The 13917-nt window shown below is 72.8% G+C and carries 13 protein-coding genes and 1 other RNA gene; 7 read left to right on the top strand and 7 right to left on the bottom strand.

Going from position 1 to position 13917, the window contains the following annotated elements; translation table 11 throughout:
• Positions 1-57 precede the first annotated feature (57 nt).
• Genes efeO through IE252_RS07960 form a run of 4 tightly spaced genes read left to right on the top strand, consistent with a single transcriptional unit; the run spans position 58 to position 4410 of the window.
• Positions 58-1200 carry an iron uptake system protein EfeO gene (gene efeO / locus IE252_RS07975; protein ID WP_190088603.1) on the top strand — a complete coding sequence of 381 codons (1143 nt, stop codon included), beginning with the start codon at positions 58-60 and terminating at the stop codon, positions 1198-1200.
• A gap of 34 nt (positions 1201-1234) precedes the next feature.
• Entirely contained in the window at positions 1235-2527 is a 1293-nt protein-coding gene (gene efeB / locus IE252_RS07970) for an iron uptake transporter deferrochelatase/peroxidase subunit (RefSeq protein WP_190088602.1), read from the top strand.
• Between the two features lie 25 nt (positions 2528-2552).
• Positions 2553-3548: an iron uptake transporter permease EfeU gene (gene efeU, locus IE252_RS07965; protein WP_190088601.1), complete on the top strand. Its 996-nt coding sequence runs from the start codon at positions 2553-2555 to the stop codon at positions 3546-3548.
• The gene (locus IE252_RS07960; RefSeq protein ID WP_190088974.1) at positions 3436-4410 is read left to right on the top strand and encodes an SCO2278 family lipoprotein; all 975 of its coding nucleotides are present in this window, start codon (positions 3436-3438) and stop codon (positions 4408-4410) included. The genes efeU and IE252_RS07960 overlap by 113 nt, the downstream gene beginning before the upstream one ends.
• Before the next feature lie 152 nt (positions 4411-4562).
• Here IE252_RS07960 and IE252_RS07955 read toward each other — a convergent pair whose 3' ends face one another.
• Together IE252_RS07955 and IE252_RS07950 are read right to left on the bottom strand one after the other, a co-directional pair.
• The gene (locus IE252_RS07955) at positions 4563-5297 is read right to left on the bottom strand and encodes a bifunctional DNA primase/polymerase (protein WP_190088600.1); all 735 of its coding nucleotides are present in this window, start codon (positions 5295-5297) and stop codon (positions 4563-4565) included.
• Positions 5298-5391: 94 nt separating this feature from the next.
• The gene (locus IE252_RS07950) at positions 5392-5997 is read right to left on the bottom strand and encodes a TetR/AcrR family transcriptional regulator (protein ID WP_190088599.1); all 606 of its coding nucleotides are present in this window, start codon (positions 5995-5997) and stop codon (positions 5392-5394) included.
• Between the two features lie 178 nt (positions 5998-6175).
• Here IE252_RS07950 and ddaH point away from each other — a divergent pair, with 178 nt between their 5' ends.
• The gene (gene ddaH / locus IE252_RS07945; RefSeq protein ID WP_373298520.1) at positions 6176-7018 is read left to right on the top strand and encodes a dimethylargininase; all 843 of its coding nucleotides are present in this window, start codon (positions 6176-6178) and stop codon (positions 7016-7018) included.
• 163 nt (positions 7019-7181) lie between these two features.
• Here the strand turns inward: ddaH and IE252_RS07940 are convergent, their stop codons facing one another.
• Together IE252_RS07940 and IE252_RS07935 are read right to left on the bottom strand one after the other, a co-directional pair.
• A complete protein-coding gene (locus IE252_RS07940; RefSeq protein ID WP_190088598.1) occupies positions 7182-8171 on the bottom strand; it encodes a small ribosomal subunit Rsm22 family protein in 990 nt (329 codons plus the stop codon).
• Between the two features lie 32 nt (positions 8172-8203).
• Complete coding sequence (locus IE252_RS07935; protein WP_190088597.1) at positions 8204-9469, bottom strand: multidrug effflux MFS transporter; 1266 nt, start codon at positions 9467-9469, stop codon at positions 8204-8206.
• Positions 9470-9602: 133 nt separating this feature from the next.
• Between IE252_RS07935 and IE252_RS07930 the strand changes: the two genes are divergently transcribed.
• Positions 9603-10367 carry an SDR family oxidoreductase gene (locus IE252_RS07930; RefSeq protein WP_190088596.1) on the top strand — a complete coding sequence of 255 codons (765 nt, stop codon included), beginning with the start codon at positions 9603-9605 and terminating at the stop codon, positions 10365-10367.
• Positions 10368-10491: 124 nt separating this feature from the next.
• On the top strand, positions 10492-11349 hold the full coding sequence (locus tag IE252_RS07925; RefSeq protein WP_190088595.1) for a PhzF family phenazine biosynthesis protein: 858 nt from the start codon (positions 10492-10494) through the stop codon (positions 11347-11349).
• 24 nt (positions 11350-11373) lie between these two features.
• Here IE252_RS07925 and IE252_RS07920 read toward each other — a convergent pair whose 3' ends face one another.
• The 3 genes from IE252_RS07920 to IE252_RS07910 all read right to left on the bottom strand — a co-directional run bounded on the left by IE252_RS07920 (position 11374) and on the right by IE252_RS07910 (position 13702).
• Complete coding sequence (locus IE252_RS07920; RefSeq protein WP_190088594.1) at positions 11374-11697, bottom strand: nuclear transport factor 2 family protein; 324 nt, start codon at positions 11695-11697, stop codon at positions 11374-11376.
• A 117-nt stretch (positions 11698-11814) separates the two neighbouring features.
• An RNA gene (rnpB, locus tag IE252_RS07915) (RNase P RNA component class A) lies at positions 11815-12214 on the bottom strand.
• A 54-nt stretch (positions 12215-12268) separates the two neighbouring features.
• Positions 12269-13702: an RNB domain-containing ribonuclease gene (locus IE252_RS07910; RefSeq protein WP_190088593.1), complete on the bottom strand. Its 1434-nt coding sequence runs from the start codon at positions 13700-13702 to the stop codon at positions 12269-12271.
• Between the last annotated feature and the right edge of the window lie 215 nt (positions 13703-13917).

Below are 13917 nucleotides of genomic sequence, written 5' to 3'. Positions count from 1 at the left end.
GCCTCGGTTAAGTTAGGTCCGCCTCACCCCCCTGACCGAAACCAGTGTGGAGCCCGCATGCGAGCCGTCCGTCTCTCCGTAGTCACCGCCGCCACGACCGTCGCGGCGCTGGCCGCCGTCACGGGCTGCTCGTCGAAGAGCGACTCCAAGAGCGCCGACGGTGCCATCCAGGTCACCGCCTCCGACGACGCCTGCAAGCTGTCGAAGACCGAGTTCGCGGCCGGCCACGTGCAGTTCTCCATCGAGAACAAGGGCTCCAAGATCACCGAGGTCTATCTGCTCTTCCCGGACGACCGGATCGTCGCCGAGCGCGAGAACATCGGCCCGGGCACCAAGCAGAACCTCACCGCCGAGGTGAAGGCCGGCTCCTACGAGGTCGCCTGCAAGCCCGGCATGAAGGGCAGCGGCATCCGCCAGAAGGTCACCGTCACCGGCGGCGGCCAGACCCCCAAGCGCGACCCGAAGCTGGACGCGGCCGTCGCCGCCTACCGCACCTATGTGCAGCAGCAGGCCGACGACACCCTGCCCAAGCTGAAGACCTTCACCGACGCCATCGCCGCCGGTGACGTCGAGGGCGCCAAGAATGCGTACGCGCCCTCGCGCATCGGCTGGGAGCGCACCGAGCCGGTCGCGGAGTCCTTCGGCGACATCGACCCGAAGACGGACGTGCGCGAGGACGGCCTGGAGAAGGGCCAGACGTGGACCGGCTGGCACCGCCTGGAGAAGGCGCTGTGGAAGGACGGGAAGATCGGCGACGAGGAGAAGAAGCTGGGCGTCCAGCTCTCCACGGACATCGCCGACTGGCAGAAGCGCGTCGGCACCGCCGAGATCACCCCGACCTCCATGGCCAACGGCGCCAAGGAGCTCCTGGACGAGGTCGCCCGCAACAAGATCACCGGTGAGGAAGAGCGCTACAGCCACACCGACCTGGTCGACTTCAAGGCCAACGTCGAGGGCGCGCAGAAGGCGTACGAGCTGCTCAAGCCGGTCGCCGCGAAGAACGACCCGGCGCTGGCCACCGAGCTCGACAAGCAGTTCGCGGCGATCGAGGCCCAGCTCGACAAGTACCGCGCCGACAAGAACTCGTACGACTTCACCTCGTACGACAAGGTCGGCGAGAGCGACCGCAAGCAGCTGTCCGACGGGGTGAACGCGCTGGGCGAGCCGCTCTCCAAGCTCGCCGCGGCCGTCGCCAAGTAACACCGCACGCAGTCAGAACAGGAGGGAATCCGCCATGAGCGACACGACCGACGCCGGCGTCGGCACCACCACCGACGCCGCCGGGGGCACCACGTCCTCGGCCCCGTCCCGCCGTTCCCTGCTCGGCTGGGGCGGTGCGGGCCTGGCGCTCGGCGCCGCCGCGGCCGGCGGTGCCGTCGCCGCGGTGCGCGGCGACGGCGGCGACGCGGTGCCCGCCGCCGACACCGGCGCGGCCGTGCCGTTCTACGGCGCCCACCAGGCCGGTATCGCCACCGCCGTCCAGGACCGGCTGCACTTCGCCGCGTTCGACGTGACCACCAAGGACCGGGGCGAGCTGGTCAAGCTCCTCAAGGACTGGACGGCCGCCGCCGCGCGGATGACCGCGGGCCAGACGGTCGGCGAGGGCGCCTACGGCGGCCTCGCGGAGGCGCCGCCGGACGACACCGGCGAGGCGCTCGGCCTCAAGCCGTCCCGGCTCACCCTGACCATCGGCTTCGGCCCCTCGCTGTTCGCCAAGGGCCGGTTCGGCCTGGAGGGCAAGCGGCCCGAGGCGCTGGTCGACATCGAGAAGTTCCCGCACGACAACCTCGACCCGGCCCGCAGCGACGGCGACCTGTGCGTCCAGGCGTGCGCGGACGACCCGCAGGTCGCGGTGCACGCGATCCGCAACCTCGCCCGCATCGCCATGGGCCGCGCCGCGGTGCGCTGGTCGCAGCTGGGCTTCGGCAAGACGTCGTCCACGACGCCCGAGGCACAGACCCCGCGCAACATGATGGGCTTCAAGGACGGCACCCGGAACGTCTCGGGCACCGACGCCGCCGCCCTGGACAAGCACGTCTGGGTCGGCGACAAGGACGGCTCGCCCTGGCTGACCGGCGGCTCCTACCTGGTGGCCCGCCGCATCCGGATGCACATCGAGGCCTGGGACCGCACCGGTCTCCAGGAGCAGGAGGACGTCTTCGGGCGCGACAAGGGCGAGGGCGCCCCGGTCGGCAAGGCCAAGGAGCGCGACGAGCCGTTCCTGAAGGCGATGAAGCCGGACGCGCACGTGCGCCTGGCCCACCCCGACTCCAACAGCGGGGCGACGATCCTGCGCCGCGGCTACTCCTTCACGGACGGCACGGACGGCCTCGGCCGCCTGGACGCGGGCCTGTTCTTCCTCGCCTACCAGCGGGACGTCCGCAAGGGCTTCCTGCCGGTGCAGCGCAACCTGGCGCGCAACGACGCGCTCAACGAGTACATCCAGCACGTGAGTTCGGCGATATTCGCCGTCCCGCCGGGCGTCCGCGACAAGGACGACTGGTGGGGCCGGGCACTGTTCAGCTGATCGGCCGAGGGCTGAGGGGAAACTAATGTTCGGCAATTACCTGATCGGCCTGCGCGAGGGGCTCGAGGCCAGTCTGGTCGTCTGCATCCTCGTCGCGTACCTGGTCAAGACGGGTCACCGCGAGGCGCTGCGGCCGATCTGGATCGGCATCTCCGTCGCCGTCCTGGTCGCGCTGGGCTTCGGCGCGGGCCTGGAGTTCGGCTCGCAGGAGATGACGTTCAAGGCCCAGGAGGCGCTCGGCGGCTCGCTGTCGGTCGTCGCCGTCTGCCTGGTGACCTGGATGGTCTTCTGGATGCGCCGCACCGCGCGGTTCCTGAAGTCCGAGCTCCAGGGCAAGCTGGACGCGGCGCTGCGGCTCGGCACCGGCGCCCTGGTCGCCACCGCGTTCCTGGCGGTGGGCCGGGAGGGCCTGGAGACCTCGCTGTTCGTCTGGACGTCGGTGCACGCGGCCGGCTCCGACAGCGGCAACACCGACCCGCTGATCGGCGCACTCCTCGGGCTCGCCACCGCGGTGTTCCTCGGCTGGCTCTTCTACCGGGGCGCACTCAAGATCAACCTGGCGAAGTTCTTCACCTGGACCGGCGCGATGCTGGTCGTGGTGGCGGCGGGCGTCCTCGCGTACGGCGTGCACGACCTCCAGGAAGCCGACTTCATCCCCGGCATCAAGAACCTGGCGTTCGACATCAGCTCCACGATCCCGCCGGACAGCTGGTACGGCACGGTCCTCAAGGGCGTCCTCAACTTCCAGCCCGACCCGACCGTCCTCCAGGTCACGGTGTGGGCGCTGTACCTCATCCCCACGCTCGCGCTCTTCTTCGCCCCGGTAGGGTTCGCGAAGTCCGCCGGGAGCGCCGCTCCCGCGGCGGCGGCCAAGAAGGACGAGGGGCAGAAGGCAGTCCATGAGCAGGGTGAGTCGGCTGACGGCGGCGCTCGCGGCGGTGACCGTACTGACGGTGACGGCGAGCGGCTGCGTGACGGTGCACGGCGAGCGGGAAGTAGTACCGTCGGCGACCAGGGCTGAGGCCGCACAGGCGCTCAGGGACTTCACGGACGCGTACAACAAGGCCGACAAGGCCTTCGACCCGGCCCTCGACGCGGGCCGGGTCACCGGTCCGCTCGGGGCGGTCAACCAGGCGGGCCTCAAGGCCCGGCACGTCACCAACCCGGGCGGCAACCCGCAGCACGTGCCGCTGGAGCTGACGGACGCGAGGTTCGCGATACCCAGGAAGGCGGGCTGGCCGCGCTGGTTCGTCGCCGACACCGACTCCAACCGGGACAAGGACTCCGGTCCCGAGGACACGCGCTGGCTGCTGGTGTTCGTACGCGGCGGGGCCGACGACGTGTGGAAGGTGGCCCACCTCTCCGTCCTCGCCCCCAAGGACGTCCCGGTCTTCGCGGCCGACAAGGACGGCTTCGCCGAGCCGGTACGGCCGGACGACACGGGGCTGGCGGTGGCGCCCAAGGATCTGAGCGAGCAGTACGTGTCGTATCTGCGCACCGGCCGCCCCGAGACCTTCGCGCCCGGCCCGCACACCACGCTGTGGCGCGAGGAGCGCAAGAAGAACGCGGTGGTGCCGGGTCTTTCCACCCAGTACGTGGACCAGCCGCTGGACGGCGGCGACTTCGCTCCGCTGGGGTTGCGGACGCGGGAGGGTGGGGCTGTCGTCTTCTTCGGCACGCGGCACTTCGAGCGCCAGACGGCGGCGAAGGGGGTCCGTTTGAACATCAACGCGGATGTACGGGCGCTGATGACGGGCGAGCCGCGGTCCACCGTGACGAAGGAGCGGGTCTCCGACGACGCGGCGGTGGTCCCGCCGGCGGGCCGGGGCCCGGTGCTCGTGATCAACCGCCTTCAGGGGCTGGTCTCGGCCAAGGGCGAATAGGGTCGCGCGTTCGGGTGCGGCCCGGTGGGCGGCTGAGCGCGCAGTTCCCCGCGCCCCTTAAATGCGCCCCTTCGGGGCGCCCCTTCAGGGGCGCGGGGAACTGCGCGACCAGTTGGGGACGGCCCGCAGACGACAGCGCACCCCCGCAGGGGCTATCGGCCCAGGGGCCAAGCCACCGCGTGGGCGTCGCCCGCTCCGTGGCGGGCGCAGGCGTCCGTGAGGGACTCCAGGAGGGTCAGGGGATCGGGGAGGGCGTGCTCCGGGCCCCGTACCCAGGCCACCGCGTGGTCACCGGGGAGCCGGGCCGGGGGGACCAGGACGTAGCTGCCCCGGCAGTGCCACCGCAGCCCCGGATGCTCGTCCATCGTCTCGGGATGGCAGTCCAGCTCGCACGGCCACCACTCGTCCTCGTCCTCCGGCGTCCCCCGCGTCGCCGTGAAGAAGAGCATCCGGGCCTGATCGCCGACGCCGCCGGACTCGGCCACCGGGCCGACGTCGACGCCCTCGGCGAGCAGCCGCTCCAGGGCCTCGCGGCCCGCTTCGAGGGGGACGTCCAGGACGTCGTGGACCATGCCCGTCGCCGTGATGAAGTTCGCCTCGGGCTGGCCCTGCGCCCAGCGCTCGATCTGGGCGCGGTCGGTGGTCGACTGCGTCTGCCAGGCGAACGAGACCGGATGGCGCGCCGGGGTCGGACAGCCCACGCGCTCACAGGAACAGCGGTATCCGGCGGGGTACGCGGCCGGGGCGATGGGCAGCTTCGCGGCGGCGACGGCGAGCAGCAGGGCGAGGCGGCCCTCGTCGGCGCCCGGGACGTCCTTGGCGCGCCTGCGCAGCCAGCGGGACAGCTTGCTCTCCGAGCTGCCGGAACGCCCGTACTCCGCGCCCATCTATCCCCTCACCTCACCGTTGCCCCGCGAGAACCTTCCCCCATGGTCGCACCATCGCGCGCCTCCCGAGGCCGTACCCCCCAACCCGGGCCCCTCAGCGGGGGGCGAGTCCGCGCAGGGCGTAGTCGACGACGGTGTCCGCGTACGCGTGGGTGAGCGGCAGGGTGCGCAGCAGCCAGCGGTGCGAGAGCGGGCCGACCAGCAGCTCCAGGGCGGTGCGCGGGTCGACGTCGGCGCGCACCTCGCCCGCGTCCTGGGCGGACCGCAGCCGGTCCACGTACAGCTTCAGCTGCGGCTCCAGGAGGTTCTGTACGAACGCGGCGCACAGCTGCGGGTCGATGACGCCCTCCGCGGCGAGCGCCCGGTAGGGGGCCTCGGTCGCGTTGTCGTTGAGCTCGTCGACGGTCGCGCGCAGCACCAGCTTGAGGTCGGCCGCCAGGTCACCGGTGTCGGGCAGGGCCACCTCGCCCTGGACCGCCTGGTGGCTGAGGTCGACGAACGCTTCGAGCAGGACCGCCGCCTTGGAGGGCCACCAGCGGTAGATGGTCTGCTTGCCGACCCCGGCGCGGGCGGCGATGCCCTCGATGGTCGTCTTCGCGTACCCGGCCTCGCCGACGAGGGAGAGCGCCGCGTCGTAGATCGCGCGCCGCGAGCGCTCGCTGCGGCGGGTGGAGTCGGGCGCCTGCCCCTTGTTCGCCATGCCGGGATCCTAGCGCCACCGAGGCGAAACGTATCGTCTCTGTCAAGGGCGCGCGCAGGGCAAGCGGCGAAAAACACCCGGACGGATCACTGCGCGAACGCCGGTCAGGACGCACCATGGGCTGACCACCGCCGCTGCTGCGGCGCGTGCAGCCGAAGTCGTCCGTGAGGAGCCCTCATTGCTCAGTGAGACCCGTGACCTCAGTGCACCCCGAGTCGCCAGACCCCGGCGCTATCTGATGTGCCCACCGGCACACTTCAAGGTCACGTACTCCATCAACCCCTGGATGGACCCCGCCAAGCCCGTCGACCTGCCGCTCGCCCTCGCCCAGTGGGAGGACCTGCGCGACCGCTACCGGGCGCTCGGCCACACCGTCGAGCTGCTCGAACCCCGCCCCGACCTGCCCGACATGGTCTTCGCCGCGAACGGGGCGACCGTGATCGACGGCCGGGTGCTCGGCGCCCGCTTCGCCCACCCGGAACGGGAGGCGGAGGCCGCGGCCCATCTGGACTGGTTCCGCGCCCACGGCTTCACCGAGATCCACGAGCCGTCCCACATCAACGAGGGCGAGGGCGACTTCGCCGTCACCGCGTCCTATCTGCTGGCCGGGCGCGGCTTCCGGTCCAGCCCGCTCTCCCACGACGAGGCCCAGGAGTTCTTCGGCCGCCCGGTGATCGGGCTCGACCTCGTCGACCCGCGCTACTACCACCTGGACACGGCCCTGTGCGTCCTCGACGACTCGGCCGACGAGATCATGTACTACCCGGACGCCTTCTCGCCCGGCAGCCGGGCGGTGCTCGCGCGGCTGTTCCCGGACGCGGTGATCGCCTCGGCGGAGGATGCGGGGGCGTTGGGGTTGAACGCGGTGAGCGACGGCCTCCACGTGCTGCTCCCACAGGGGGCGGTGGGGCTGTTCTCGCCCCTGCGGGAGCGGGGGTTCGTTCCCGTGGGGATGGACCTCGGTGAGCTGCTCAAAGGCGGGGGCAGCGTGAAGTGCTGCACGCAGGAGCTGCGCGTCTAGGCCCGGTGAGTCGTCTGCGGGCCGTCTGTGGCTGAGCGCGCAGTTCCCCGCGCCCCTAGAAGCTCCCCTCCGGGGAGCCCCGGGGATTGCCGCGGAGCGGCATCTTCAGGGGCGCGGGGAACTGCGCGACCAGCCCGCCACCGGCCCGCAGACGAAGAGCGGCCTACTCGGCCGGAGGCCACGCGTCGCCCCACGACGCGTCCCGGGCCGCCCGGTACAGGGCACCGTGGCGCTTCGTGACGGTCTCGCGGCGCAGCCCCTCCTCCACCGTGCACAGATCCAGCAGCACCTGCCCCTTGCGGATCTGCGGCCTTCGCACGACCCGGTTCCCGGCGGCCGAGGCCGCCCCCCGCACGGCCGCGACGTAGCTGAACTTCTCGTCCTCGTACGCCAGTGAGCCGCCCTTGACCTGCCGGTGCAGGGACGAGCGGCTGACCCGGGCGGAGAAGTGGCACCAGTCCGTGCCCGGCTCGATGGGGCAGGCGGCGCTGTGCGGGCAGGGCGCGGCGACGGTGAACCCGGCCGCGATCAGCCGGTCCCGCGCCTCGATGATCCGGGCGTACCCGTCCGGGGTGCCCGGCTCGACGATGACCACGGCGCCGGTCGCGGCGCGGGCGGCGGTGTCCACGAGCGCGCGGCGGTCGTCGGGGGTGAGCTCGTTCAGTACGTACGAGACGGTGACGAGGTCGGTCTCCGGCAGGCTCAGCGCCGTGCCGATCCGGGCCCGCTCCCAGCGGATCGCGCCGAGGCCCTCGATGCCGGAGGCGTCGGCGAGTTCGCGGCCGATCGCGAGCGCGGGCTCGGCCCAGTCCAGGACGGTGGTCGCGGCGTCCCACGCCTCCGCGACCGCCCAGCTCGCCGCGCCGGTGCCGCCGCCGACGTCGGTGTGGGTGGCCGGGGTCCAGTCCGGGACGGCGTCCTGGAGGGCGGCGAGGGCGGACCGTACCGCCTCGAAGGTCGCGGGCATCCGGTACGCGGCGTACGCGGCCACGTCGGAGCGGTCGCGCAGCACCGGCGCGTGGGTCTGGGTGGCGCCCCGGTAGTTGGCGATCAGCCGGTCGACGGCCTGCGCGGCCTGCGACGGCGGCAGCCCGTCGAGCAGCCCGGCGAGGGCGGAGCGCAGGACCTGCGGGACGGGGACGTTCTCGTTCACCCGGGGATTCTACGGGCGGCAGGCGGGGTGGCTCAGACCTCGGCCGACTGCCGCTGCCACGGCCTGCACAGCACCAGGAAGCACAGCAGCGCCGCCACGCCCGACACCAGCTGCACCACCGCCATCGGCACCGCCGTCCCCTCCCCCGCGATCCCCACCAGCGGTGACGCCACCGCGCCGATCAGGAACGACGACGTGCCGAGCAGCGCGGACGCGGAGCCCGCCGCGTGCGGTGTGCGCATCAGGGCCTGGGCCGTGGTGTTGGGCGTGGCCATGCCCATCGCGGACATCAGCACGAACAGCCCGGCCGCGACCGGCGCGAGGCCGGGGTCGCCGAACACCCCGGACGTCATCACGAGCAGCGCCACCGCCGCCAGCACCACCGTGCTCAGCGAGTACACCAGCACCTTGTCGAGGCTGACCCGGCCCACCAGCAGCTTCCCGTTGATCTGCCCGGCCGCGACCAGGCCGACCGAGTTGAGCCCGAACAGGAGCGAGAAGGTCTGCGGCGAGGCCCCGTAGATCTCCTGGATCACGAACGGGGAGGCCGAGATGTACGAGAAGAGCGCGGCGAAGGCGAGCCCGCCGGCCAGTACGTATCCGGTGAAGACCCGGTCCCTGAGCAGCGAGCCCATCGTGCGCAGGGCCTCGCCGACCCCGCCCTCGTGCCGCCGCTGCGGCGGCAGCGTCTCGCCCAGGCACCGCCACACGAAGAGGGTGAGCAGCACCCCGACCGCGGTGAGCACCACGAACACCCCGCGCCAGTCGGTCAGCCGCAGCACCTGCCCGCCGATCAGCGGGGCCACCACGGGGGCGGCGCCGGAGATCAGCATCAGGGTGGAGAAGAACCGGGCCATCTCGACGCCGTCGTACAGGTCGCGCACCACCGCCCGGGCGATCACTATGCCCGCCGCGCCCGCCAGGCCCTGGAGCAGCCGGAAGGCGATGAGCAGTCCGGCGCCGGGCGCGAAGGCGCAGACGGCGGTGGCGACGACGTACACGACCATGCCGACGAGCAGCGGCCTGCGGCGGCCCCACTTGTCGCTCATCGGCCCGACGACCAGCTGGCCGAGCGCCATGCCCGCCAGGCACGCGGTGAGCGTGAGCTGCACGGTCGCGGCGGGCGCGTGGAGCGCGCCGGTGACCTCGGGCAGGGCGGGCAGGTACATGTCCATGGAGAGCGGCGGGAGCGCGGTGAGCCCGCCGAGGACCAGCGTGACCAGCAGACCGGCGCGGCGGGCGGCGGCGGGGGCCGCGGCCGGTATCGGGGCCGGTGCGGTCCGGCTGGTCTCCGCCATGGGTGTCTCCGCTTCCGGCCGTACCGACCGTTGTAGTTTCAAGCATCCATGCTCTCAGGCCGGTGGGGGTGCTCGGGACCACATCCCGGACAGCACGGCGCGGGGCCCGGACCGCTCCCGTACGCTCCGGACCATGAACGCATCCGCAGCGCGCAAGACCGCCGTCGTCACCGGCGCCGGCTCCGGAATCGGCCGCTCCGTGGCGCTCACGCTGGCCGCGGCGGGCTGGTCGGTGGCCGTGGCGGGCCGCCGCCCGGAGCCCCTGGAGGAGACGGCGGCCCTGGCGGGCCCCGACGCCGACGTCCTCCCCCTCCCTACGGACGTGACGTCACCGGCCGAGGTGGCGGCCCTGTTCGAGGCGGTACGGGAGCGGTACGGGCGGCTGGACCTGCTGTTCAACAACGCGGGGACGTTCGGGCCCGGCGGGGTCGCGGTGGAAGACCTGGCGTACGAGGCGTGGCGCCATGTCGTCGACACCAACCTCAACGGGGCGTTCCTGTGCGCGCAGGCGGCGTTCCGGCAGATGAAGGCGCAGGACCCGCAGGGCGGCCGGATCATCAACAACGGCTCGATCTCGGCGCATGTGCCGCGGCCGAACTCGGTGGCGTACACGGCGACCAAGCACGCGATGACCGGCCTGACGAAGGCGCTCTCCCTCGACGGCCGCCCCTACCGGATCGCCGTCGGCCAGATCGACATCGGCAACGCGGCCACGGAGATGACGGCGCGGATGCGGACGGGTGTGCCGCAGGCGAACGGGGCGCTGGCGGTGGAGCCGGTCATGGACGCGGCGGACGTGGCCCGCACGGTCCTCCACATGGCGGAACTCCCCCTGGAGGCAAACGTCCAGTTCGCAACGGTGATGGCGACGACGATGCCGTACATCGGCCGAGGCTGAGGGCCCCTCACGCCGCCGCTGTGGGCAATCGTGCCGCTAAGGGCGGCACGCCTGCCCACAACGAGGGGAGGCAGCACGCCTAGTGCCCGGGAATGATCGCCCCGTACCCGGAGTTGATCACGGCATGACAGACGTGCTGCGTTACACCGCCTTCTCCTCCGACCCCGCCGGCGGCAACCCCGCCGGGGTCGTCCTGGACGCCTCCGGGCTTGATGACAGTGACATGCTCGCGATCGCCGCCGAGCTCGGGTACAGCGAGACCGCGTTCCTGACCGCCGCCCCGGAGGGCCTCGGCGAGGCGGGGCGCGCGTTCAGCATCCGGTACTTCAGCCCGAAGGCCGAGGTCTCGTTCTGCGGGCACGCCACCGTCGCGACGGCCGTGGCACTGGGCGACCGGATCGGCCCGGGCGAGTTGCTCTTCGCGACCTCCGTCGGCCCCGTCCCGGTGACCGTCACCGAGGAGGACGGCGCCCTGCGGGCCACGCTCACCAGCGTCGAGCCGCACAGCGTGGACATCGCCCCCGACGACCTCGCCGAGGCGCTCGCCGCGCTCGACTGGCCCGCCGCCGACCTCGACCCGGCCCTGCCGCCGCGCATCGCGTACGCCGGAGCCCGCCACCTCGTCCTCGGCGCCGCCACCCGCGAGCGCCTGGCGGACCTCGACTACGACTTCGACCGGCTCGCCACGCTGATGCTGCGGCTCGACCTGACGACGCTTCAGCTGGCGTGGCGCGAGTCGGACACGGTCTTCCACGTCCGCGCCCCGTTCCCGGTCGGCGGCGTCGTGGAGGACCCCGCGACGGGCGCGGCCGCGGTGGCCTTCGGCGCGTACCTGCGCGAACTCGGCCTGGTCCCCGAGGAGTCCGTCCTCACCCTCCACCAGGGCGAGGACCTGGGCCGCCCCGGCGTCCTGACGGTGACGCTGCGCAAGGGCGACGCGCGCGTACGGGTGGGCGGCACGGGCACCCGTATCCCGGACTGACCGGACTGATCCGGGGGCGCCGGACTACGCCTGCCCGGTCTCGAAGCGGCTGACCTTTCCGCCTTCGACCTCGAAGCGCCAGGCGGTCCGCATCTCGCCCCAGGTGTCGTTGCGGTAGTTCACGATCAGCGAGAGGCCGCCGTCGCTCTCCTTCTCGATGTCCATGTGGCCGTTGGAGGAGAAGACCTCCCGCTCGGTCCAGTCGGACACGTCCCGGTCCGACCCGTCGTCGGACATGGTCGCGCCGGGCGTGAGCGCCGACTGGAAGGCGGCGCGGTCGTTCGCGTTGAGCGCGGTGACGAAGGCGCGGACGGCCGGGGCGCTGAGCTGGTCGACGGGGACGGACATGGGGGGCACCTCCGGTGCGGGGGCTACGGGACCGGGCGCGTCCACCCCGGACGGGCCCGCCTCCCAGCTCACCCCATCCCCACGGGTCCCGCCAGCGGAGGGGGACGTGGGGAACGGCAGACGAGTCGGGCTGTACGCCGGGTTCTGTCGCCCGGTCGCCTCGCGGCGGCCGGGGAGACGGCCATCCATCTAGGACCGGTGTTGCCACCGGCCTCGTGCGGTCTACCCGCGGACTCGGGCGGGCAGCCCTCGAACGTCCGCGCAGGAGCACCGGGGTGCTCCCTCTTGACCTTGCTCCGGGTGGGGTTTACCTAGCCGCCTGAGTCACCCCAGGCGCTGGTGGTCTCTTACACCACCGTTTCACCCTTACCCAGCACCAGAGTGCTGGGCGGTCTGTTCTCTGTGGCACTGTCCCGCGGGTCACCCCGGGTGGGCGTTACCCACCACCCTGCCCTGTGGAGCCCGGACGTTCCTCGGGAGGATCCGAGGATCCCCACGCGGCCGTCCGCCCGGCTCGTCTGCCGTGCCGACCATGCTACCTGCCGGGCGGGCGGTCGCGCTGCCGCCGCCGTCAGGCGGGGGCGAACTCCACCTTCGCGGTGCCCGGGTCGGCCTGGGTGAGCCGGACCCGGAGGCGTTCACCCAGGGGCAGGGGGGTGCTGCCCTTGACGGGGGCCACCACGGCCGGGTCGGTCAAGTGGACCGTTCCGGCGGCCGGTTGGTCGTCCTCGACATCGACGACGGTCGCGTCGAAGACTTCGCCGACGCGGTCCTTGAGGAGGGCCGCCTCCACGAGGTCGACGCACTCGCGCTCGACCGTGTTGGCCCGGCGGGTCCCCTCGGTCATCTCCTTCGGCAGCGCGTCGAGCGCGGCGAGCACCCACTCGGGTACGTCGGCGGCGCCGACCGCCGCGAGGCAGAGCTCACTGGCGTACCGGTCCACGAGGCGGCGCAGGGGCGCCGTGCAGTGGGTGTACTCGTCGGCGACGGCGGCGTGCACCGCGTGCTCGGGGACGTTCCCGCCGGTGAACACGGTGTACCCGGCGCCGCGCAGCAGCGTCGTGCACTCCTGGAGGAACGCCGCGTGATGCGGGTCGCGCGGGTCGAGGGAGCGGACGACCTGGGCGTACGGGACGTGGTGCGGCCAGTCGATGCCCAGCGCCTGCGCGGAGCGGCGCAGCCGGGCGACGGCGCCGTCCGGGGCGCTGGGGAGGGTGCGCAGGACGCCGGTGCCGTACGCCAGCATCAGATCGGCGGCGGCCATGCCGGTGAGCAGGGAGATCTGCGCGTTCCAGCCGTCGGCGGGGAGGGGGGCGCGGTACTCCAGGCCGTACCGGCCGTCGCGCTCGACGATCTCCTGCTCGGGGACGTTGAGGGAGATGCCGCCGCGGGCGACCTCCTGCCGTTCGCGCAGCCGCCCGATGTCCCGGAGCAGGGCGAGGGCGGGCTCGGCGGTGCCGTCGTCGATCTGCCGCTGCGCCCCCTCGTAGTCGAGCTTGGCCCGGCTGCGGACGAGGGCGCGCTCGACGTGGGTGGCGGTGGCGGCCCCGTCGGCGTCCAGGTCGATGGTCCACAGGACGGCGGGGCGCACCCGGCCGGGGAGCAGGCTGGCGGCGTCCTCGCTGAGCACGGGCGGGTGGAGCGGGACGCGCTCGTCGGGGAAGTAGAGGGTGTTCACGCGACGGTGGGCCTCGGTGTCCACGGGGGCGCCGGGGGTGACGAAGGCGGCGACGTCGGCGATGGCGTAGTGGACGCGGTAGCCGCTGGCGCGCCTGTCCAGGTGCATGGCCTGGTCCAGGTCCATGGAGGTGGGTGGGTCGATGGTGAAGAAGGGGAGGTCCGTGGCGTCTCGGGCGGGCAGGCGGGGGTTGCCCGCGGCTCTGTCCGCCTCGGCGAGGGCGTCCGGGGGGAAGTCCTCGGGGACGTCGAGGGTGGTGCGGAGGTCGCGCAGGGCAGCCCTCAGCGGGTCGGCTGCGCCGGTCATACGGAGGTGACGGCGAGGCATGCCCCGAGCGTAGGCTGCGCGCGGCGTCTCGGCCCGTTTTGGGGTCCCCCACCCCGCCCCTTCCCGAAACTCTCCGAGGGAGCTCTCTGTCTGCGGACCGTGGATGGCTGGTCGCGCAGTTCCCCTCGCCCCTAGAAGCGCCCCTCCGGGCCGCCCAGAGGATTGCCGCGCAGCGGCATTTTTAGGGGCGCGGGGAACTGCGCGAGCAACCGGCC

The sequence above is a fragment of the Streptomyces melanogenes genome (assembly GCF_014649795.1).
Classification (GTDB): domain Bacteria; phylum Actinomycetota; class Actinomycetes; order Streptomycetales; family Streptomycetaceae; genus Streptomyces; species Streptomyces noboritoensis.
Note: the sequence above shows the minus strand (reverse complement) of the source record. Positions and strands in the feature narration are given on the sequence as shown.

Bases quoted from the DNA above. Each gene is read 5' to 3' on its own strand.
- efeO (WP_190088603.1), top strand. From the start codon at position 58: ATGCGAGCCGTCCGTCTCTCCGTAGTCACCGCCGCCACGACCGTCGCG.
- efeB (WP_190088602.1), top strand. From the start codon at position 1,235: ATGAGCGACACGACCGACGCCGGCGTCGGCACCACCACCGACGCCGCC.
- efeU (WP_190088601.1), top strand. From the start codon at position 2,553: ATGTTCGGCAATTACCTGATCGGCCTGCGCGAGGGGCTCGAGGCCAGT.
- IE252_RS07955 (WP_190088600.1), bottom strand. From the start codon at position 5,297: ATGGGCGCGGAGTACGGGCGTTCCGGCAGCTCGGAGAGCAAGCTGTCC.
- IE252_RS07950 (WP_190088599.1), bottom strand. From the start codon at position 5,997: ATGGCGAACAAGGGGCAGGCGCCCGACTCCACCCGCCGCAGCGAGCGC.
- IE252_RS07935 (WP_190088597.1), bottom strand. From the start codon at position 9,469: ATGGCGGAGACCAGCCGGACCGCACCGGCCCCGATACCGGCCGCGGCC.
- IE252_RS07930 (WP_190088596.1), top strand. From the start codon at position 9,603: ATGAACGCATCCGCAGCGCGCAAGACCGCCGTCGTCACCGGCGCCGGC.
- IE252_RS07925 (WP_190088595.1), top strand. From the start codon at position 10,492: ATGACAGACGTGCTGCGTTACACCGCCTTCTCCTCCGACCCCGCCGGC.
- IE252_RS07920 (WP_190088594.1), bottom strand. From the start codon at position 11,697: ATGTCCGTCCCCGTCGACCAGCTCAGCGCCCCGGCCGTCCGCGCCTTC.
- IE252_RS07910 (WP_190088593.1), bottom strand. From the start codon at position 13,702: ATGCCTCGCCGTCACCTCCGTATGACCGGCGCAGCCGACCCGCTGAGG.